The sequence below is a fragment of the Paraburkholderia sp. Tr-20389 genome, assembly GCF_017104565.1.
Lineage (GTDB): Bacteria > Pseudomonadota > Gammaproteobacteria > Burkholderiales > Burkholderiaceae > Paraburkholderia.
In genome coordinates, this window is sequence record NZ_JAAGPD010000033.1 from 11,722 (window position 1) to 31,768 (window position 20,047).

Below are 20,047 nucleotides of genomic sequence, written 5' to 3' on the forward strand. Positions count from 1 at the left end.
CGACGGCCAGCCATCGGGTCCGCGCGACGATCCGCGTCATATTTCGGTTCATGATGAAACCGGTTGCAGATGCGTCCGGTGCTGATCAATGTACTAGAAAAATTAGTGTTATGAAGCACATTTAGTGGTTTTCCCTGGAGTTTTATGAAACCGCTTTGCATCATCGCTGTAACCGGTTACATTGAATCGACCGGACGCGAGCTTTCAGCACTCTCAGGCGGGCCGGTTCATTTCAACGTAGCGGGACACGTGACATGCACATCATTTCAACGACTGAAGCGGCTTCGCTGGTACGCGACGAAGACGCCGTTCTGATCAGCGGTTCGGGCGGCGGGCATTCGGTTCCCGAGGCCTTGCTCGCCGCGCTGGAGACACGCTTCATGAGCGTGGGCGAACCGCGCAATCTCACGTCGATCAGCGTGGTCGGCGTAGGCGACCGCGCGGCGCTCGGTGCCAGCCACCTCGCACACGAAGGCTTGCTGCGCCGCGCGATCACGAGCGCGCTCGTCGATTCGCCCGGCCTCGTGACGCTTGCCGCCGAGGACAAGATCGAGGCCTACACGTTTCCGCAAGGCGTGCTGTCGCAACTGATGCGCGACATGGCGGGCGGACGTCCGGGCCTGATCACGAAAACGGGGCTGCACACCTTTGTCGATCCGCGTCAGCAGGGTGCGCGTCAAAGCCCGAGTACACCTGCCGATTTCGTCGAACTCATCGAACTCGACGGTGAAGAGTGGCTGCGCTTCAAGCCCGTCCCGATCGATGTCGCGTTCCTGCGCGGCACGACGGCCGACGAAGACGGCAACATCACGATGGAACAGGAGGCCGTGCTTGGCGAGATGCTCGCGATGGCGCAAGCGACGCGCCGCGCGGGCGGCATCGTGGTCGTGCAGGTCAAGCGCATGGCCACGCGCAATACGTTGCCGCCGAAGCAGGTGAAGATTCCCGGCATCCTCGTGGACTTCGTCGTCGTCGTGCCCGAACAGCGCCAGACCTATGCGACGGACTACGACCCGAGCTACGCGGGCGAATTGCGCGTGCCGCTGTCGGAAATCAAGCCGTTGCCGTTCGGGCCGCGCAAGGTCATCGTGCGGCGCGCGGCGCTCGAGCTCTATCCGGGCGCTGTCTGCAATCTCGGCGCGGGCGTGTCGACGGGACTATCGACGGTGGCTGCCGAGGAAGGCCTTCTCGACAAGGTCGTGCTGACCAACGAGCAAGGGTTGATCGGCGGGGCGCCGATCACGGGCCGCGATTCCGGCGGCGCGCAGAACTTCGCTGCGATGATCGAACAGCCTTCGCAGTTCGACTTCTACGACGGCGGTGGACTCGATCTGGCGTTCCTGTCGTTTGCCGAAGTCGACGCGCAAGGCAACGTGAACATCAGCCGTTTCGGCGACAAGATCATCGGCGTCGGCGGCTTCATCAACATCAGCCAGAACGCGAAGTGCGTGATCTTCAGCGGCACGCTGACGGCGGGCGGCCTCGACATCGGCTGGGAAGCGGGCCAGACGATCATTCGTGAAGAGGGCAGGCATAAGAAGTTCGTGCGCAAGCTCGAACAGGTCTGCTACAACGCCACGTTTGCTCGCGAACGCGGACAAACGGCGCTGTATGTGACCGAGCGCGCCGTGTTCAAAATCGGCGCTCAAGGGCTCGAACTGATCGAGGTTGCGCCCGGCGTCGATCTCGAACGCGACGTGTTTGCGCAGATGGAATTTCGCCCGCATGTGTCGACGGATCTCAAGACGATGGATGCACGTCTGTTCTATCCGGTACGGCTCGGCATTCACGACGAAGTGGTCGCGCGCGCGCGGCGCTTCCGTTCCGCGCGCATCGCGCAATGGCATGCGCAGACGGTTGCGGAGAAGCAGCGATGAACATCGACGGCGCAACGCGGCTGTACGCGATCATCGGCGACCCCGTCGTGCAGGTGCGGTCCCCCGCCGTGTACACCGCGCACTTCGCGCAGCACGACGTGAATGCCGTGATGGTCGCGGCACAAGCCAGCCGTGAATCGTTCGATACGGCGATGCGCGGTCTGATGGCGCTCGGCAATCTCGACGGCCTGCTGATCACATCGCCGCACAAGACTGCGGCATTGGCCTTCGCCGACGCGTTATCGACACGCGCGAAGATCGTCGGCGCAATCAACGCATTGCGCCGCGAAGCGGATGGCAGCTGGACGGGCGATATGTTCGACGGCGTCGGCTTCGTGAGCGCGGCGCAAAAGATCTCGACGATAGAGGGAAAGCGCGCGTTGCTGTTCGGCTGCGGCGGAGCGGGCGCCGCGATTGCCGCGGAACTCGCGGCGCACGGCGCGCGTTCGATCTCGCTCGTCGATCCCGACACAGACCGCGCGCAGGCGCTTCGCGCTGCATTGGCCGCGCAATTCGACGGCTGCGACGTGACGGTCGACCATGACGGCGCGCTGCACGACATCGTGATCAACGCGTCCATCGTCGGCATGAAAGACGGTGACGGCCTGCCCGGCGATCCTGGCGAAGTCGGCCCGCGCACGCTCGTCGGCGATGTCGTACTGAGGCCGCCCGCAACGCCTACCGCGCTCGTGAGATTCGCGCGGGATGCTGGCGCGCAGGTCGTCACGGGGCAGGAGATGCACGGCGGCCAGCTCGACGCGATCTCCGCGTTTTTCAAAGGAGCCCGATGATGTCCCTGCTTGGCAAGGCAGCCGTGCTGATCTGGAACGACGTGCTGGAGACAGAGCGCGATGCGTTCTATCGCTGGCACGACAAGGAACACATTCCCGAGCGCCTCGCGCTGCCTGGGTTTCTGCGCGGACGCCGCTATCGCGGCAGCGGTGTGACGGAGTGGCTGACGTTGTATGAAGCCGAGCACGTCGCGGTGCTGACGAGTCACGCCTACCTCGAACGTTTGAATCACCCGACGCCGCTCACGCAAAGCACCGTGCGCGCGTTCCGCAACACGGCGCGCTCGATCTGCGTCGTCGAGCAAACGACGGGCGCGAGCACGGGCGGCCATGCACTGACGTTGCCGGTGCCCGCCGGATTCGATGCGACGCCGCTTTTCGCCGGCGATGTGCCTGCGATTACCGCCGATACAGGCGTGCTCGCCGCGCATCTGTTCGTCGCCGACGACGCGGCGAGCCATCTCGACACGCGCGAGGCACGCGAGCGCGCCTACGTCGTGCCGTCTCGCGTGCTGCTTGTCGAAACATCGACGCTCGATGCGGCGCGCAAGCAGTTGACGCATTTGCTCGCGGGCCTCGACCCCGCACAGCGCGACGCAGCGGCGGCAGGCGCGGGCGTATTCACGCTCGAGATCAGCCGCCTCGCCACTCCCAACCATCCACCTCAGGAAACACGATGAAGCTACTCCGATTCGGACCGGAAGGACACGAGAAGCCCGGCCTGCTCGACGCACAAGGCGTGATGCGCGACGCGTCGTCGCTATGCGCCGACTACACGCCTGCGTTCTTCGCAGGCGGCGGGCTCGACACGCTGCGCCGCGCGGACCTCGCGCGTCTGCCTGTCGTCGAGGGCAAGCCGCGCCTCGGTTCATGCATTGCGCAGCCGGGCAATTTCATTGCGATCGGTCTCAACTATGTTCAGCACGCGATCGAAACCAACGCGCCGATTCCCGCTGAGCCGATCATCTTCAACAAGGCGCCGTCGTCCCTGTCGGGACCGGACGATCCCGTGATCCTGCCGCGCGCGTCGACGAAGTGCGACTGGGAAGTGGAAATCGCGCTGGTGATCGGGCGGCGCGCGTTGTATGTGTCAGAGGAGAATGCGCTCGACTACGTAGCGGGCTATTGCGTCTGCAACGACGTGTCCGAGCGGGAGATGCAGCTCGAACACGGCGGCCAATGGGTGAAGGGCAAGATGTTTCCGACGTTCGGGCCGCTCGGTCCATGGCTCGTGACGCCGGACGAAATCGACGATGTGCAGAACCTCGGTCTGTGGCTCGAACTCAACGGCAAGCGTATCCAGGACTCGTCGACCTCCGACATGATTTTTCGTATCGCGACGATCGTGTCATATGTGAGCCGTCACGTGCTGCTGCAGCCCGGCGACGTGATCACCACGGGCACGCCGCCCGGCGTCGGACTCGGCATGAAGCCCGAACGCTTCCTGAAACCGGGTGACGTGATGGAACTCGGCGTGCAAGGACTCGGCAAGCAAAAGCAGACCGTACTCGCATTCGAAGATTCGGCGCTCGCCTGAAGCGCTCGGGCTCGCCGGTCACGCGCAGCGCGTCGTGAGCCGGTGCGGCATCCCATCGAAGAGACGCAAGAGACAAAGGAGACCCGGTATGGACAACCGGTCAGGAGGAGGTGTGATGAAAGCCGCCGATGCAACCGTGAATGTATCGAGAACCGCGTTGCCCTGGTACAGGGAAATCTCATGGCCGCAGTGGCGCGTGCTGATCGCAGCGTGGGGCGTGTGGGTGATGGACGCGGTTGATTTTCTGGCGATCACGTTCGTGCTGAACGACATCGCGAAGCATTTCAGCGTGCCGTTGAGCACGGCGTCGCTGCTGCTGTTTGCGACGTATGGCGTGCGCTGGATCGGCGGCCTGATGTTCGGCAGTCTGAGCGATCGGATCGGCCGCAAGATCCCGCTCGTGATCACGCTCGCGTGGTTCACGGCAGGCGCGGTGTTGACGGGGCTGTCGTGGAGCTTCGCATCGCTTGCCGTCTTCCGTTTGCTGCTCGGTTTTGGCATGGCGCCCGGCTTTTCTCTGGGCGCGACGATGGTCGCCGAGTCGTGGCCGGAGCGGCATCGCGCGATCGGCATCGGCATTCTCGATACCGGCTGGGGTCTCGGCGCGATCGGCGCGGCGATTGCCTACGATCTCGTCTATCCGCATTTCGGATGGCGCGGGATGTTCTTCGTCGGCGTGATTCCCGCGCTGCTGCTCAGCGTCTTCATCCTGTTGTGCGTGCCTGAATCGCAGGCCTTCAGGAACGGCGCCCGGAGCATTCGCACCCCGTTGCGCGACAACCCCGCCGTGGTGCTGTTCCGTCGCTACCCTGGCCGCGTGAGTTACCTCGCGTTGCTGATGCTGGTGCTGTGCTTCGGTTCATGGCCGTTCCAAGGACTCTTTCCCACCTATCTGAAGTCGTTGTCGTTCGAGCCGATCGCGATCACGTGGCTCACGATGACCTCGGCTGTCGGTCAGGTCTTCGGTTTCTTCGCGTCCGGTTTCATCGCGGAGCGGCTTGGGCGGCGCGCGGGTATCAGCGTCATGCTCTGTGTCGGGGCGCTATGCGTCGTCGCGCTCGTGTACAGCGTGAACCAGTTCCTGCTGGCCGAGTGCTTCGCGTTCCTGAGTGGCTTTTTCCTCGTCGGGTCATCGGGCATCTGGGGAACGATCTTGACGGAGAACCTGCCGCGCGACGTCCGTGCGTCGGGCGTCGGCTTCCTTTACAACATCGGCGTCGTAGGCGGCGGCATTGCACCGTACATCGTGCTGTCGACAGTCAAGGCCGCGAACATGACGATTGCGCTGGGTATCGCCGTCTTCACCATCGTGGCGGCACTGGCGGCTATCGTGATTCTCAGATCGGTGCGCGAAACCAAGGGCATGCAACTGAGCGACATCGACGCGGGCGGTCACTAGCGCGTCTGAAGGTGTTGGCCCTGGGCAGAAAAGGTGCGGCGCGGTGTTGGGATGAAACCGACATCGCGCCGCTCGCCCATGCGTCTCCTGCCACGGGGAAGAACGCGCAAAGCCAGCAAGCACGAGGCAATGCAGCAGAAGCCATCTCCATTGGCGCGGATATTGCGGAAGTCTTCACAGATAGCCGCAGCGCCGATACCGGAGAATGCTCATGTTCACGTCGCCCAACCTTTTCAGATTGCTCGCAACCCGCCATTCGCTCGTCGCCGTCGCTGCGCTTTCTATTGCGGTGCTGTGCGCGACAGGCGTCGCCGCGTTCGCCGGCCTGCTGCCGGCATCGGACCATGTCGCCGTGACGATGACGGCGACGCCGTTCGTCGATATTCAGGTTGGCTCTGCCGATTCTGAAGAGTGAAGCCGGGTCGTCTTCCTTCGTGACATGGCGCGGTGCGTTCACCGCGTTTTACTCGCGCGCGACACTGACCTCGCGCACGTTCGCGACCAAACCCTCGAAAATATCCGGAACTCCGCGCGCTTGCAGCACAGGTGCCGCGTGTCCATTTGCTCCCTCGCGTACAGCGAATCTCCTTGACGGACGTAGTCGTCTTTCACACACTTTTGCGTGAGAAACGGCAATTCACGGTAAGTCTTCTCGTAAGAAGATTCGGTCCGGCTGATCTGCGCACAACCCGTATCAGGAAGCGAACGACGCGACCGCCTGTTTCTGCCTTGGTTTGCTTGTTTGCATTTGCCATCGTTAGATTCCTCAATCGCAAGGAGCTTTACATGAGCAATGAACAGACGCGCAGTCACGCGGCAACGGCTGCCGGCCGTGCCAAAACGGTCGACATGAAGCTGGAGGTCGTGGTCATTCCCGTGTCGGACGTCGATCGCGCGATACAGTTTTATGCGGGACTCGGATGGCGGCTCGACGTCGATATCGTCAAAGGCGACGACTTCCGCGTCGTGCATTTCACGCCCACGGGATCGTCATGCTCGATCCTGTTCGGCAAGGGCGTGACAACGGAAGAACCGGGCTCGGTGCAGGGGCTTCACCTGATCGTGTCCGACGTCGAAGCAGCGCGTGCGGAACTGATCGGCCGCGGCGTGACGGTGAGCGAAATTTTTCACGACGTCGGCGGCGTATTCCATCATGCCGGAGAGGAAGGGCGTGTGAGCGGTCCGCATCCGGAGCGCAGGAGTTATGGCTCCTTCGCTGCGTTCATTGATCCAGATGGGAACGGCTGGGTGTTCCAGGAAGTGACAGCACGACTGCCCGGAAGAGTGGATGCGGATGCCACGACCTTCGTGTCGCCCGTCGAACTGGCGAGTGCGCTTCGGCGCGCTGCCGCCGCGCACGGCGAGCATGAGAAGCGCACCGGCGAACACGATGAAAACTGGGCCGACTGGTACGCTGAGTACATCGTCCGTGAGCAGATGGGCGAGCCATTGCCGACCTGACCGAGCGCGTGCATCGGCGATTCTCCACTCGCGATGACGGCGCCGGCTGAAAGAGCGGTCAGCCCGCGGCTCCGATGCCGAAATCGTCGTCGTCTTCGGCATCCGGATCGCCGCCCAGCGAGCGGATGCAGTCGTCGATGAAGTCCATCGTGACCGCTTCGTATTCGAGCGTGCCGGGGGTGCAATCTTCGGGATTCAGCTTGCCGCGCGCCTTGCGGATCGCGCGCACGCTGCCTTCGATTGCCTGTGCGACATTCCACATCGGATCTTCGGGAAAGCGCTTGTCAAGTTCATTTTCTTTCATGCACCGGATATCGGCGTGGGCGATCGAAGCTTGAGCATCAAGTGCTGCTTTATGCGCAATGTGCGTCGAAACTGAATGGCGCCTCTAATTCATGCGTTTAGTTCGATACGGTTCTTAGCCTGTTTCCGGCGTCGCGGGCAAGCTTCACGTAGCCGTACACCGAGAGGATGGTCAGCACGCCTGCGCACAGGAACGCGAAGCGGAAGTCGCCGAGCGTGAACACCTGCGCGTGATCGGCGCCGTTGCCGATGCCACTTCCATTTCCATTGACCGCTGACGCCGCGCGCAACGCCACCGCGCCGAACGCAATGCCCAGACCGATGCTCATTTGCGCGGCCGCATTCCACAGCGTGTTGGCCGCGCTCGTCTGCTCGGACGGGACATCCGCGTAGGCAAGCGTGGCGAGCGTGGAAAACTGCAGCGAACGTCCGAGCCCGTAGATGAACACGACCACCAGAATCCACGCGAGCGGCGAATCGGGCGTAAGCATGCCGCATACGATCGTAAAGATGCCGCATGTCGCACTCGCCGCTATCGCGACGCGCCGGAAGCCGTAGCGTTGCAGGATCCGTGTCGTGAGCGCCTTCATGCCGAGGTTGCCGGTAGCGCTGACGAGCAGCAGCAAGCCCGACTTGAACGCCGACAGGCCGAAGCCGATCTGGAACAGCAACGGCATCAGATACGGCACGGCGCCGATGCCGATGCGCGTGATCGTCCCTGTGACGACGGTGACCGAGAACGTCGGGATTTTCAGCGTGCTCACGTCGATCAGCGGATGCCGCTGGCGGCGCGCCTGATAAAACGCGACGCAGCCGATGGCCAGACCGATGACGACGACACCGAGTCCGACGAACGGATTCGTATCCGGCTGACTCGCCATATCCGCTCCGTACAGAATCGCCGTCAAGGTCAGCGCGCTGAGCACGAGGCCGACCACATCGAACGGGCGACGTTCGGCGCTGCGCAGATTCGGCACCCATTTGAGCACGGCGACCAGCACGGCGAGACAAACGGGCAGGTTGAGCAGGAAGATCCAGCGCCACGACGCATAGGTCGTGATGAAACCGCCCACAGGCGGCCCGATTACGGGCGCGACGATGCCAGGCCAGGTGATCGTCGAGATGGCCTGCATCAACTGTTTCTTGTCGATGCTGCGCACGACGGTGAGCCTTCCAACGGGCACCATCAGCGCGCCGCCGATGCCTTGCAGCACGCGCGCAGCGGTAAATTCGACCACATTCTGCGAAATGCCGCATAACAGCGAAGCGAGCGTGAACGTGACGATGGCCGAGAAGAACACGCTGCGGGAGCCGAAGCGGTCGGCGACCCAGCCGCTCGCCGGGATGAAGATCGCGAGCGCGATCATGTAGGCACTCATGCCGAGGCTGAGCGCGTTCGGGCTCGTGCCGAACGACTGGGCCATCTGCGGCAGCGCGGTGGCGATGATGGTCGTGTCGAGATACTCCATGAAGAAGGTCGCGGCAACGACATAAGGCAGCGGCCCGAGCGAACCGGAGCGTGATGAATCTTTCATGAGGTAAGGGGTGAGTGCGGGATCAGTGCATACGGAGCGGTATGCATCGTACGACGAGTTGCACCCATCCGGCAGAAAAGGGCGCCGCGCCGCAGGGCTAAAGCGCGAATGACGAAGCAGCGATGGAGCGAACTAGAATGATCGGGTTGCCCGCATCGACGGAGTTGCAGATGCCCAGAATCGATATCGCCGACGTACCGGAAATTCAAGGCACGGGTTACCCGCCGCCGTATGACGCGCCATGCGCCGAGCGCGTACGACAGCGGTTGGGCGATGCCGGCGGCCTCGCCGATTTCGGTGTGAACCTCATGCGCCTGCCGCCCGGCAACTGGTCGAGCCAGCGTCATTGGCATTCGGCCGAAGACGAATTCGTCTATGTGCTCGAAGGCGAATTGACGCTGATCGAAGATGGAGGCGAGACCGTGCTGCGCGCAGGCGACTGTGCGGCTTTTCCGAAGAACTCCGGCAACGGCCATCACATGATCAACCGGTCGAACGCGACCGCCGTCTATCTGGAAGTCGGCTCGCGTTCGCCTGTGGATGTCATCACGTGCGCGGACATCGACATGATGAGCCCGAGCAGCGACGGCCGGTTCTTGCACAAGGACGGCAAGCCGTATTCCGGCACCTGACGATACATCATGTCGATCGACGGTGACGCGCGCTATGCGCCACCGCTTTGGCCAGGCGTTATGGCTATTGCGCGGCGGTCAGTTTGAGGCTTGGGCGCAGATTGTCGACGGCGGCTTCTTGCGGCGGGCTCTTGCGACGATCCGATACCTGCTCGATGCCGCCTTTTGCAACCTGTTCGCAAAAGGCGATGCGGGATCGGTAATAATCGGCCTGCAACTGCGCATCCAGAACCCGCTGTTCGGCCTGGAAGAGACCCATTCGAAGTTCGCTCAAGGCCCGTTCGGCCTGTTTTTCTGGGGTGGGTGCGTGATGGGAGATGAGGTTTGCAAGCCAGTTAAGCATGAGCGTACCCTCCGGTACTCAGACACCTGGTCGAATTTCTTTGCCGGTGCATTGCATCGCTTACCGGCAGATACAGACTATCAAAATCCGGCCCGCTGCTGTGTGACCTTGCGCACCTGTTGCAAAAATGTCGAATGCTTACCAGACGATCCGTGTTTTAGGCAGCGCCGCCTTGAGATCGTCGACGTTTCTGGCCTTGGTGCCATAGAGGACGAGTTCGCGCAAACCCGCTAAACCCTTGAGTACATCGACGTCTTCGACAGGCGTATTCGCAAGATAAAGCTCTTGCAGATTCGTCAAGCCCTTTAGCGCATCGATATTTCGAACTCTCGTGCGAAAAAGGTTGAGCATGCGAAGGTTTTTCAGGTCTTTGAGCGCGTCGATATTGTCGACACGCGTGTCGGCGAGATTCAGTCTTTGCAGGCCGGTGAGTCCCTTCAACGCGTCGATGTTCGTGATCTGGGTGCGCGCGAGCACGAGCGTGTCAATCTGTTGCAGTCCGCGCACGCCGTCGATATCGTCCACGCGCGAACCATCGAGCACCAGCGTCTTGAGCGAGGGCATGTTCTTTATCGCATCGATGTCGCGCAGCGGCGTGTTCGCGAGATACAGCGCTTGCATGTCGCGCAGTTTCTTCAACGGCTTGATGCTGTCGACCTGAGTCTCGTTCAGGTCGAGGGTTTTCAGCGTCGTGAGCTGGCTGAGCGCGTCGATGTCCCGCACGTTCCGCGCGCCACCGAGTTTCAGCGTTTCCAGGTGAGGCAGATCTTCTAGCGGATCGAGGTCGCGCACCTGCGTGTCGCGCAGGTCGAGTTGCCGCAAGTCGGTGAGATTCTTCAGCGCGTCGAGATTCGACACGCGCGTGTCCCACAGCGTGAGCGATTGCAGACCGGTCAGTCCTTTGAGCGCGGCAATGTTCTCGACTTCCGTGCGATGAAGCACGAGTCGCTTCAGCGAATGCATGTCCTTGAGCGCGTCGATGTTCCAGATAGGCGTTCCCGTCAGGTCGAGCGACTCCAGCGTGTCCAGTTCCTTTAGCGCATCGAGATTGTCGATCTGCGTGTTGGCGAGATTCAGCTCGATCTTGCGGTCGGAATCCTTCAGATGCGGCACGGCGGCTATGACCTGCGAAGCCGTCAGCGTCGGCTGTGCTCGCAGTGCGAGGCATGTCGAATCGGGCTTTGCCGTTGAGGTGTCGCTGTCGTTGCAGGTGCCCTTGATGAATCCCAGCTCGCTCAGCGCGCGTTCATCCGGACTCTTTCGCGCCGGGTTGAAGGCGACGAACAGAACGATGAGCAGCAGCACGACTGCGCCACCCATCGCCCACGGAGTCAGGCGACGCCATGTAGAAGCAGGCAGGTCTTCGGCGGCGGGGGGCGTGCTTGACGGCGGCGTTTCGGACACGTCGGGCTCCGTGGATTCTGGCTCCCTCCTTTATACACGAAGAGCGCTGCACGGAACCCGACGGAAGTCCGGTGGAAGGTCAATTGCTACGCGTGAGACGCGGCGACGCGCTCTGCGAGCTTCGCATCGTAGCTGGAGTGGATATGTACGCGCTTCTTGTCCGGAAACGCGTAGCTGTACGCTTTACGAAGCGCGAGCGAAGCCTCGTGAAATCCTGACAGAATCAGCTTCTGCTTGTTTGGATAGCCCGCGATATCGCCTGCTGCGAAGATGCCGGGACGCGAACTCTCATAGTTCGATGTATCGACTGTGATGCGGCCGCCCTGGACTTCGATGCCCCACTGGGCGATCGGACCAAGGTCGGCTACGAGACCGAACAGCACGAGCAGATGGTCGGTGGCAAGTTGCACGGAACCTTCCGCCTGACGAAGCTCGATTGATTCGAGTCGTCCGCCCGGTGCATTCAGGCTCGCAATCGTGCCGACGGCGAAGTTCATTTCGCCTGCTTCGACGGCGCGGCGCATGTTGGCCACGCTCGAGTCCGTCGCGCTGAAGCCATTGCGCCGATGCACGAGCGTGACGTGCTGCGCGACAGTGCGCAGCGCCAATGTCCAATCGAGTGCGGAATCGCCTCCACCTGCCACCACCACGTTCTTTCCGGCGAAGTCGTCGAGATTGCTGACACTGTAGTGCACATGGCGGCCTTCGAGCGGTGCAGCATCGTCTAGCTGCAAGCGTTGCGGCACAAACGACCCGTTGCCGGCCGCGATCAGAATGGCGGCTGCTTCCACTGCGAGCCCCTTGTCCGTGCGCGCGAGCCAATGTCCGTTATCCAGTCGATCGACCGTTTCGACGCGATGGCCGAGATGCAGCGGCGGTGCGAAAGGACGGCATTGCTCGAGCAGCCGGTCGACCAGTTCGCGCGCGGTGCACGAGGGAATGGCGGGGATGTCGTAGATCGGCTTGTCCGGATACAGCTCGATGCACTGGCCGCCCACGCGCTCGATATTGTCGACGATCAGGCTCGAAAGCCCGATCACGCCTGCCTCGAAAGCAGCGAACAGGCCCACGGGCCCCGCGCCGATGATCAGCACGTCGGTGCTGACCGGTGAGGCGGTCGGAGTGTTTGCCGGAGTTGTCATGGATGAACCTCGTGCGTGTTGTCGAGTGTCGTGCTGATGTACGGTTTCACGATACAGACAGGCGCTGGTGCGATCAATGAAGGCACCATGAGGGGGAGGGGTAAGCGAGTTTGCTCGCGTGCGACGGAATTCCTTTGGGATCTTTCAGCGAGCGTCCTCACGTTGTGAACGAGCAAGCGCGGGAATGGAAAAAAATGCCGCTTTTCGAATTACGAAAACGCTAAAGCGGCTGAATAAAAATTCATCGGCGCGTTTAAAAGGGAATTAACAAGTCAATCGATGAAGGTCCGTCCCGCAGGGCGAAGTGAATCATTCCTGTGGCTTACCGAATATCGCAAGAATCCTGTTATTTCGGGAACACCCTGCGCACTTAGCTTTGTCGTGCCGACATCCATACACTAACTGCAAGACCTGCATCAATGGCGGGAAGATTTACCGCAATTCTCTCCAGCGGAAGCCCTAAAGCGAAGCTTGTCGATCGATCAGTTAGCGGAATACAGAATCGATTGATAAGGATCGCGAATCGAATGCGGAAGACGCAACGTCTTTCGCCACCTCGCTCGCTGCCACTCCCTATCGCTTCCTTCGTCTGGCGCATTCCCGCGCAGTGGATTGATTTGTCATGGTTAAACGTCGTCAGTTTCTTGGTATGGTCACCGCGGTGGGCGGCAGCTATGTGCTGACTGCATGCGGCGGCGGTGGCGGCGGTTCGGGCGGCCAGGGCAATGCGAGCAGCGCCAGCGCGACGGGCAGCAGCGCGACGTCGGGCACAACGACCACGAACACGTCGACGACGCAAAACGGCAGAACGTCGTCGGCCGTTAACGGAGCGACGTCGACTACATCGAACGGCACGACCTCGGGTTCGTCGACCGATCCGAACGCGGGCTCGAACAGCAGCACCATCGGGTCGCCGAGCGGCACGGAGGTGCCGCCCGCTGCGTCGATCACCGACAATCAGGGTGCGCTCTGGACGCTCGTCAACGGTTCGGTTTATCGCAACGGCGTGGCAGCGGGAAACACCTATAACGTGACGCTGCTGCTGTGGTACGGCAACGGCGTCTATCACCAGGGCACAGGCGGGCAGTTCTATGGATGGAACGGCACGACATGGCTCGCGTGCAACGATCCGCGTCTGGGCTGCACATCGGCGGACGGCACGACCGTCCCGTCGGCGGCGTACATCATCGACAAGATGGGCGCGCTATGGACCGTGTCCAACGGCATGGTTCTTCGCAACAACGCCTATGTCGGCGTGACGTCGAATGTTTCGCTGCTGTTGTGGTACGGCGGAAAGGTCTGGTATCGCTCGACAGGCGGCCAGTTCTACGTGTGCACGGATCTCGATCAATGGCTGCCATGCAGCGATCCGCGTATCGCTGTAGCGGCGACGCGCGGCACGTTTCACGGTATCAACGGACACTACGATTACCGCTACACCGCGGCGCAGGTCGTGCAGATCATGCAGAACATGGGCTGCTCGACGTATCGCGTCGGCTGCACCGACGACCCCGTCCAACTCGGCGCCGTAACGCGGCTCGCGCAGGCATTTCAGGCGGCAGGGTTGACGCTGTTCGTGCTCGTCAACATCGGCGTGCGCGACGCGAACGGTACGGTGTTCGCAAGCGAATCGGCGGCGTACACCCGCGGCCAGGCATGTGGCGCGACCGTCGCCGCGGCGCTATCGCAGTACGGCGTCGTGATGTACGAATGCGGCAATGAGCTGACGCGCGACAGCGCGATCATTCTCGACTCGACCAATGCGGGTACGAAGGTCGCCGACTTCAGCAACGCGAACTGGCCCATCATGCGCGGCGTGATGCGCGGCATGATCGACGGCGTGAAGTCGGCGCAAGCGAACGCGAAGTGCGGCATCAACTTCTGCGTGGCCGATATCGGCGCCGCCGACGCGCTATGGGACGGCAAGCAGCCGGACGGCACGAGCGGCCATCCTACCGTGCGATGGGATCTGACGACGTGGCACAACTACGAAGTCTACGGCGACATCTTCGATATCGGCACGGACGGTGCGGGTCCAGGGTTCGATCTTCCTACCTATTGCAAGGCGCGTTATGGCGTGCCGTTTCTGCTGACCGAATGGAACACGGGGCCGGAGAAGAGCCAGTCGTATCGCGCGAATTACATCAGCACGAGCTACGCGACTTACTACCAGGCGAGAACGACGAAAAACATTCAGTCGGTGATGTACTACGTGCTCGATAGCGGCGACGCTACCTATGGCGTGATGATCGACGGCGTGACGTTGAACCTGCCATACAACGCGTTCGTGAGCTTCGTCGCGAGCCACCCCGATACTTAAGCAAGAGTTTCAGGCGAGTGCATTGCATTCGCATCGAGTAAAAATATTGCCGATTCAGCAAATTTCGCGCCGCGAATTTGCACGCGCTACACGACAATTTTTCAAAAAAGCGTCAGCGAATTTCCAGAACCTCCGAATCCATGCCATTTACCCATGTGGCATGGATGCTGCTATTCCAATGCGCCACGCATTGAATGCCGATTGCGAAGGCATGTCTTGAGCAATGAGTGCAACGAGTCGAGGACGAGCGCCTCAACCACCTGTCAGCCCCGGAGGCGACGATGTTCGACGCAGCGCTCCTGCGCAAAAGCTTCGCACCCACAATCAGGCAGACGAAACATTGTTCGTCCGGTTTGTCCGATCGCGGCGTCGGGGTCGTGCCGTGTGCGCTCGTCTACATCGAAACGGATAGTGCAGGAAGCCCCAACTGCACGAGCGTCGATCCGTTCTGCTACCTCGAACAGGCCATCACGCTGAACCGGAGTCTCAAGGCGGTGGGCCTGCCCACTCTAACCGTCGCAACGAATGTCGCCGCGCAGGTCGTGCGCTACCTGGAGAAGGTCGAGGCAGACGCGCGTCCGCATGTCATACAGTTATCGCCGTCGACACTGACGCTGTCGAAGATGACGCGCTTTTACAGCGCGCATTTCAAGCTCGACATGATGGAGCAGTTAGGCGCGACGCTGCGTGAAGGCGAGCTGCTCATGGTGCTCGATACCGATATGCTCGCGCTTCGCCCCGTCGATGAGGAACTGCTGCTGCGTTGTCAGACGATAGGCGTCGGCGCATTCGATATCTCCGATCAGGAGTTCTCGGCCTATGGCGACGCACGCGTCATCGCGGATCTGGAAACCGTGGCGGGCTCGCGTCTGCAGAACCCGAGATGGTTTGGCGGCGAGATCCTTCTCGCATCGGCAGGGTTCATCGCTGCGCTGGTGCCTCGCGCCCACGCCTGCTTTGAACGCTATACGCGCGTGATTCACGAACTGAATCACAACGGCGATGAAGCATTCATTTCCGCTGCACTGAATCTGCTTGCCGACGATGGATTTCCGATCATCGACCTCGGTGCGCATCGTGCAGTCGGGCGGCACTGGTCGGGAAATACGCACCGCGATCTTCGCTGGTTCAAAGGATGTTCGCTGCTGCATCTGCCAGGCTGCAAGCGCTTGCTCGAACGTCAGGCGCGTCGTCCGGGGTTCAGCGCGGCGCACGTGTGGAGAAGTCTGGTTCTGAAGCACGAGATCAATCGGACCGTATGGCCGCTCAGGCGTTGGGTGCGTTCGCGCGTCCGGCCTCGCCTGCACCGACGTGTGGCGCAGGCCGCACGTGTCGATGTGCTGGTTCTGGATCCCGATGCGGGCCGTTTGTCGCAACTGGTTTCCCGTTTGACTTCGCACGGCGTGTACGTGATGTCCGCGCTCACGACGGAAGAAGCGCGCAACGAGGCGCGGCGCCTCAATCCGCGTGTGATCGTGAGTTCGAGCCCGCGTGGCGTCGTCGATGCGGGCGATCTGCTCGAAGCCCTGGACGCTCAACATCGGCCTGTGATGATCGCTTTCTCGACCGACGACGCGCGTCTCGACTGGGCGCAATGGGACACATGGTTCCCGCGATCGGCGGATCTCTCAGACGTAGTGCAGGCCGTCACGCAGGCGCTTGGGTCACGCTAGCAGCACTTGCCCAGGGAGGTTTTCTGTCACAGCTTTAAGCAAAAGAGTTTAACGATCGTCTTAGTAGTCATTGCATGCGAAGGCATGTCATTACAAAACACGCGGGAGCGACCATGTTCGTCGAAAATAACTTGCAATGGATACCACACAAGCATTTCAGTGCGACTTCAGCCACACAACGAATCGCTTTCGTTCTCACCGACGCGTGTGATCTCCTCGGGATCGGCGCAATCGCGGAGGCTCTCGAATGCGCGTGTTCACTCGAGTCAAACGCGGCGGCGCGCAAGTACGAGATGCAGTTTCTGTCGGAAGGCGGCGGACACATCAAATGCGATCGATCGATGTTCGTCTCGACAGACGAGTTGCCTGACATCAGCGACACACGCTTCGCGCGCGTGTTCATCGCGGGCGGAACACATGCAAGAGAGGCATGCGATGCATCGCCGCTTGCCGCCTGGTTGCAGCAGGTGCGCGCACAGGGCACGCCCGTCAGGTTCCTCGCGGCGGGTGTCGATACGTCGAACCTTGGCGCGGTGATGGGCTCAGATGGCGGCGCGGGCGTGGCGAGCGGCTACGAGCAGGCGCGCCGGAGACGGGCGCAGTTGGGCAGCGCCGTCAAAGCGGCATTCGAAGTGATCCGCGCGGATTTCGGCGAGTCGATTGCGCACGAGGCATTGCGGCGTACCGCATTCGTCGATTCGAGCGAATGGCTTTCGCCGTCCGTCGACTCGGCGAATACGGTGGCGGACAGAATCCGCAACGCGGCACGCTGGCTTCAGGACAACTGTCACCGCTCGGTCAGTGTTGCCGACGCTGCCGAAGCGTGCGCGATGAGCCAGCGCACGCTGCTTCGCAACTTCCAGACGCACATGGGCGCGTCTCCTTCCGAGTATCTGCAGCGTGTGCGTCTCGAGCGCGCGTGCCAACTGCTGGCGGAGACGTCCCTGCCTGCGGACAAGGTGGCGCGGCGCGTGGGACTGACGAACGGCGACCGGTTGGGGAAGCTGTTTCGACGTTGCGTCGGCAAGTCTCCGACCGAATACCGCGCATGGACGCGGGGCACGCCAGACACGATGGATACATGCGGCGACGCCGGCGGCAATGCCCAGCCGGAATATGCAATGGACGCGTGCGAAGAAGAAAAAGTTGCGATTGCGTAATTCGAATTATCCTGGCTAATAAGAAATCAGAGCCAGTTCACTGCACGCGGCGTGCTCATTCGTAGCCGCCGCATAATCCCTCCGCGATTCGACCCTGATCCTGGTTTCGGTAATATTTCCAGGGTCGATACCGAAATAATATTCTCAATGTGACAAAAATTGCGTCATTCGATACGCATTGTGTCTTCGGTAATTATGTCGCGGACGGTAAAAGCTGCGCTACCGCTTTTCCATTCACCGATTTCCAATGCGGCAATACCCGCACTGCGCGAATCAATCAGGACGACAAAAATACCTCATAGGGTCAAATAGCCCGCCGCGCATGCGTAAGAATCGCTCATTGGAAATCGCAAAGGCGAATTTCCTTTCCGGAAAGTTTTAGTCGGAAGAATCCTGCTAATTGTCCGACATGTTTAATTTCCTGTGTAATTTGCCGTGTGTCTTGGGTATTATTTACCCCGATCGAACGGACGTATGCGAACATTTTGCCGAGCGTTTTTTTACGGCGGAAGGTGAAACGTTTGCGCGATCCACGAGGATGGTTGGCAGTAGTGGCAATACGTGAGGGGAATCGTCTAAACACGCTGGCTTTCAGATGCAGCGCCGGGTCGGATGATCTACCTGCAGCCACGGGGACATTAGACGTTAGCGTCGCCGCCTGAAGTTGTATGCGCTAGCGGGCGGTTCATTCACTTTCTCCCTGTCTACAAACCGAGTCGTCAAGTGCCATTACCAGTAAGGATTACTGAGTAATGCGGACGCGCTCGCGCCGGCCTTTTGCCTCGAAATCCAGTGGTCATTCTTTGGACTTTTTTTCGAGAATTTCTCGACAGGGATACGTTTCGCCATGAACAAACGACGTCAATTTCTAGGTGCTCTCACGGCCCTCGGTGGTAGCTATATCCTCACCGCATGCGGTGGCGGCGGTTCCGATCTCACCGCCGGTGCGGGCGATGCCGTCGCCAAAGCGACCGCTCGCGCAGCGGCTTCCGCCAGCGGCACGACGATTCCGTCGGCAACGTCGATCGTCGACAACTCGGGTAACACGTGGACCCTGTCGGGCGGATCGGTCTACAAGAACGGCGCGAAAGCCGGCAACACGTATAACGTTTCGCTCGTGCTGTTCATGAACGGCGTGATCTATCACCAGGGTTCGGGCGGTCAGTTCTATGGATGGAACGGCTCGGCCTGGAACGCGTGTAACGACCCGCGTCTCGGCGGCACCTCGCCCGACGGCACGACGATTCCTTCCGCGTCGTACATCATCGACAAGACGGGCGCGATGTGGACGGTGGTCAGCGGTGTCATTTACCGCAACAACAAGACGGTGGGCAATACGTACAACGTGTCGCTGCTGCTCTGGTACGGCGGCAAGATCTGGCACAAGGGCACGGGCGGCCAGTTCTACGTGAACACCGACGTCGGCGGCTGGCTGCCTTGCAGCGACCCGCGTATCGCGACGGCGGCTACGGCAGGCATGTTCTACGGTATCAATGGCCATTACGACTATACGTACACGCCGGCGCAGCTCGTGTCGATTCTGAAGGGCATGGGCTGCAAGAGTTACCGCGTGGGCTGTACCGACGATCCGAACCAGATCGCGGCGGTCACGAAGCTGGCGCAAGCATTCCAGTCGGCGGGCATTACGCTGCTGGTGCTGATCAACCAGGGCGTGTACGACTCGAATGGCAATGTCTTCACCAGCGAATCTGCCGCATACAACCGCGGGCAACAGGCTGCGATGACCATCGCCAACGCGCTCAAGGCGTACGGCGTGACGATCTACGAATGCGGTAACGAATTGACGCGTCAGAACGCGACGATCCTCGACTTCACCAACGCGGGCACCAAGGCCGTCGACTTCAACAACACGAACTGGCCCGCCATGCGCGGCGTGATGCGCGGCATGATCGACGGCGTCAAGGCAGTTCAATCGACGGCGAAGTGCGGCATCAACTTCTGCGTCGCCGATATCGGCGCGGCGGACGCGCTGTGGGACGGCATGCAGCCGGACGGTTCGGGCGGCCATCCGAAGGTGCGTTGGGACATCACGACGTGGCACAACTACGAGGTGTACGGCGATATCTTCAATATCGGTATCGACGGTTCGGGCCCGGGCTTCGATCTGCCGACGTACTGCAAGGCCCGCTATGGCGTTCCGTTCATCATCACCGAATGGAACACCGGCCCGGAGAAGACGCAGGCTTATCGCGCAACCTACATCACGAGCACGCTCGGCAAGTACTATCAGGCGCGCAAGTCGCACAATATCCAGGCTGTGATGTATTACGTGCTCGATAGCGGCAACAACACGTACGGCGTGATGACCAACGGTACCGCGCTCAATCCGCCGTATAGCGCATTTACCAGCTTCGTGTCGGGTAACGCCGACAGCTGATCGCCAGCCGGTTCACCACGGCTGCATCTGAAAACGCCAGCCCGTTCGCTCGCTTTACGAGCGAGCGGGCTG

Annotated in this window: 17 protein-coding genes; 12 read left to right on the plus strand and 5 right to left on the minus strand. The window is 61.1% G+C overall.

The features are described 5' to 3' along the window. The first annotated feature begins 254 nt into the window (after positions 1–254). The 7 genes from G3N95_RS27035 (at position 255) to G3N95_RS27065 (ending at position 7,065) form a co-directional block, all read left to right on the plus strand. Positions 255–1,877 (plus strand): CoA-transferase, encoded by a 1,623-nt coding sequence (locus G3N95_RS27035; protein WP_205973147.1) that lies wholly within the window; start codon positions 255–257, stop codon positions 1,875–1,877. After that, the gene (locus G3N95_RS27040) at positions 1,874–2,668 is read left to right on the plus strand and encodes a shikimate dehydrogenase (RefSeq protein ID WP_205973148.1); all 795 of its coding nucleotides are present in this window, start codon (positions 1,874–1,876) and stop codon (positions 2,666–2,668) included. Before G3N95_RS27035 ends, G3N95_RS27040 begins: the two co-directional genes overlap by 4 nt. Continuing rightward, the gene (locus G3N95_RS27045) at positions 2,665–3,348 is read left to right on the plus strand and encodes a hypothetical protein (RefSeq protein WP_241018975.1); all 684 of its coding nucleotides are present in this window, start codon (positions 2,665–2,667) and stop codon (positions 3,346–3,348) included. Before G3N95_RS27040 ends, G3N95_RS27045 begins: the two co-directional genes overlap by 4 nt. Continuing rightward, a complete protein-coding gene (locus G3N95_RS27050; protein ID WP_205973149.1) occupies positions 3,345–4,205 on the plus strand; it encodes a fumarylacetoacetate hydrolase family protein in 861 nt (286 codons plus the stop codon). Before G3N95_RS27045 ends, G3N95_RS27050 begins: the two co-directional genes overlap by 4 nt. Positions 4,206–4,320: 115 nt before the next feature. Beyond that, positions 4,321–5,604: an MFS transporter gene (locus G3N95_RS27055; RefSeq protein WP_205973150.1), complete on the plus strand. Its 1,284-nt coding sequence runs from the start codon at positions 4,321–4,323 to the stop codon at positions 5,602–5,604. A gap of 211 nt (positions 5,605–5,815) precedes the next feature. After that, on the plus strand, positions 5,816–6,019 hold the full coding sequence (locus tag G3N95_RS27060) for a hypothetical protein (protein WP_205973151.1): 204 nt from the start codon (positions 5,816–5,818) through the stop codon (positions 6,017–6,019). A 371-nt stretch (positions 6,020–6,390) separates the two neighbouring features. Next, a complete protein-coding gene (locus G3N95_RS27065) occupies positions 6,391–7,065 on the plus strand; it encodes a VOC family protein (RefSeq protein WP_205973152.1) in 675 nt (224 codons plus the stop codon). A gap of 58 nt (positions 7,066–7,123) precedes the next feature. Here the strand turns inward: G3N95_RS27065 and G3N95_RS27070 are convergent, their stop codons facing one another. Both G3N95_RS27070 and G3N95_RS27075 read right to left on the minus strand, forming a co-directional pair. Next, entirely contained in the window at positions 7,124–7,369 is a 246-nt protein-coding gene (locus G3N95_RS27070; protein ID WP_205973153.1) for a hypothetical protein, read from the minus strand. 97 nt (positions 7,370–7,466) lie between these two features. After that, entirely contained in the window at positions 7,467–8,903 is a 1,437-nt protein-coding gene (locus G3N95_RS27075; protein WP_205973154.1) for a DHA2 family efflux MFS transporter permease subunit, read from the minus strand. Positions 8,904–9,073: 170 nt separating this feature from the next. Here G3N95_RS27075 and G3N95_RS27080 point away from each other — a divergent pair, with 170 nt between their 5' ends. Then, on the plus strand, positions 9,074–9,535 hold the full coding sequence (locus G3N95_RS27080) for a cupin domain-containing protein (RefSeq protein WP_205973155.1): 462 nt from the start codon (positions 9,074–9,076) through the stop codon (positions 9,533–9,535). A 64-nt stretch (positions 9,536–9,599) separates the two neighbouring features. On the opposite strand, the gene G3N95_RS27085 is transcribed toward G3N95_RS27080, so the two are convergent. The 3 genes from G3N95_RS27085 to G3N95_RS27095 all read right to left on the minus strand — a co-directional run bounded on the left by G3N95_RS27085 (position 9,600) and on the right by G3N95_RS27095 (position 12,424). Then, positions 9,600–9,878: a hypothetical protein gene (locus G3N95_RS27085; RefSeq protein ID WP_205973156.1), complete on the minus strand. Its 279-nt coding sequence runs from the start codon at positions 9,876–9,878 to the stop codon at positions 9,600–9,602. Positions 9,879–10,016: 138 nt separating this feature from the next. Next, on the minus strand, positions 10,017–11,282 hold the full coding sequence (locus G3N95_RS27090; protein ID WP_205973157.1) for a leucine-rich repeat domain-containing protein: 1,266 nt from the start codon (positions 11,280–11,282) through the stop codon (positions 10,017–10,019). Between the two features lie 86 nt (positions 11,283–11,368). Further along, positions 11,369–12,424, minus strand: a complete 1,056-nt coding sequence (locus G3N95_RS27095) for an NAD(P)/FAD-dependent oxidoreductase (protein WP_205973158.1) — start codon at positions 12,422–12,424, stop codon at positions 11,369–11,371. Positions 12,425–13,046: 622 nt separating this feature from the next. Here G3N95_RS27095 and G3N95_RS27100 point away from each other — a divergent pair. The 4 genes from G3N95_RS27100 (at position 13,047) to G3N95_RS27115 (ending at position 19,975) form a co-directional block, all read left to right on the plus strand. Beyond that, the gene (locus tag G3N95_RS27100) at positions 13,047–14,744 is read left to right on the plus strand and encodes a hypothetical protein (RefSeq protein WP_205973159.1); all 1,698 of its coding nucleotides are present in this window, start codon (positions 13,047–13,049) and stop codon (positions 14,742–14,744) included. A 281-nt stretch (positions 14,745–15,025) separates the two neighbouring features. Continuing rightward, positions 15,026–16,417, plus strand: coding sequence for a response regulator receiver protein (locus tag G3N95_RS27105; protein ID WP_205973160.1), 1,392 nt, complete (start codon positions 15,026–15,028; stop codon positions 16,415–16,417). A gap of 341 nt (positions 16,418–16,758) precedes the next feature. Further along, on the plus strand, positions 16,759–17,577 hold the full coding sequence (locus G3N95_RS27110; protein ID WP_241018976.1) for a helix-turn-helix domain-containing protein: 819 nt from the start codon (positions 16,759–16,761) through the stop codon (positions 17,575–17,577). A gap of 847 nt (positions 17,578–18,424) precedes the next feature. Continuing rightward, positions 18,425–19,975 (plus strand): hypothetical protein, encoded by a 1,551-nt coding sequence (locus tag G3N95_RS27115; RefSeq protein WP_205973162.1) that lies wholly within the window; start codon positions 18,425–18,427, stop codon positions 19,973–19,975. Positions 19,976–20,047: the final 72 nt, after the last annotated feature.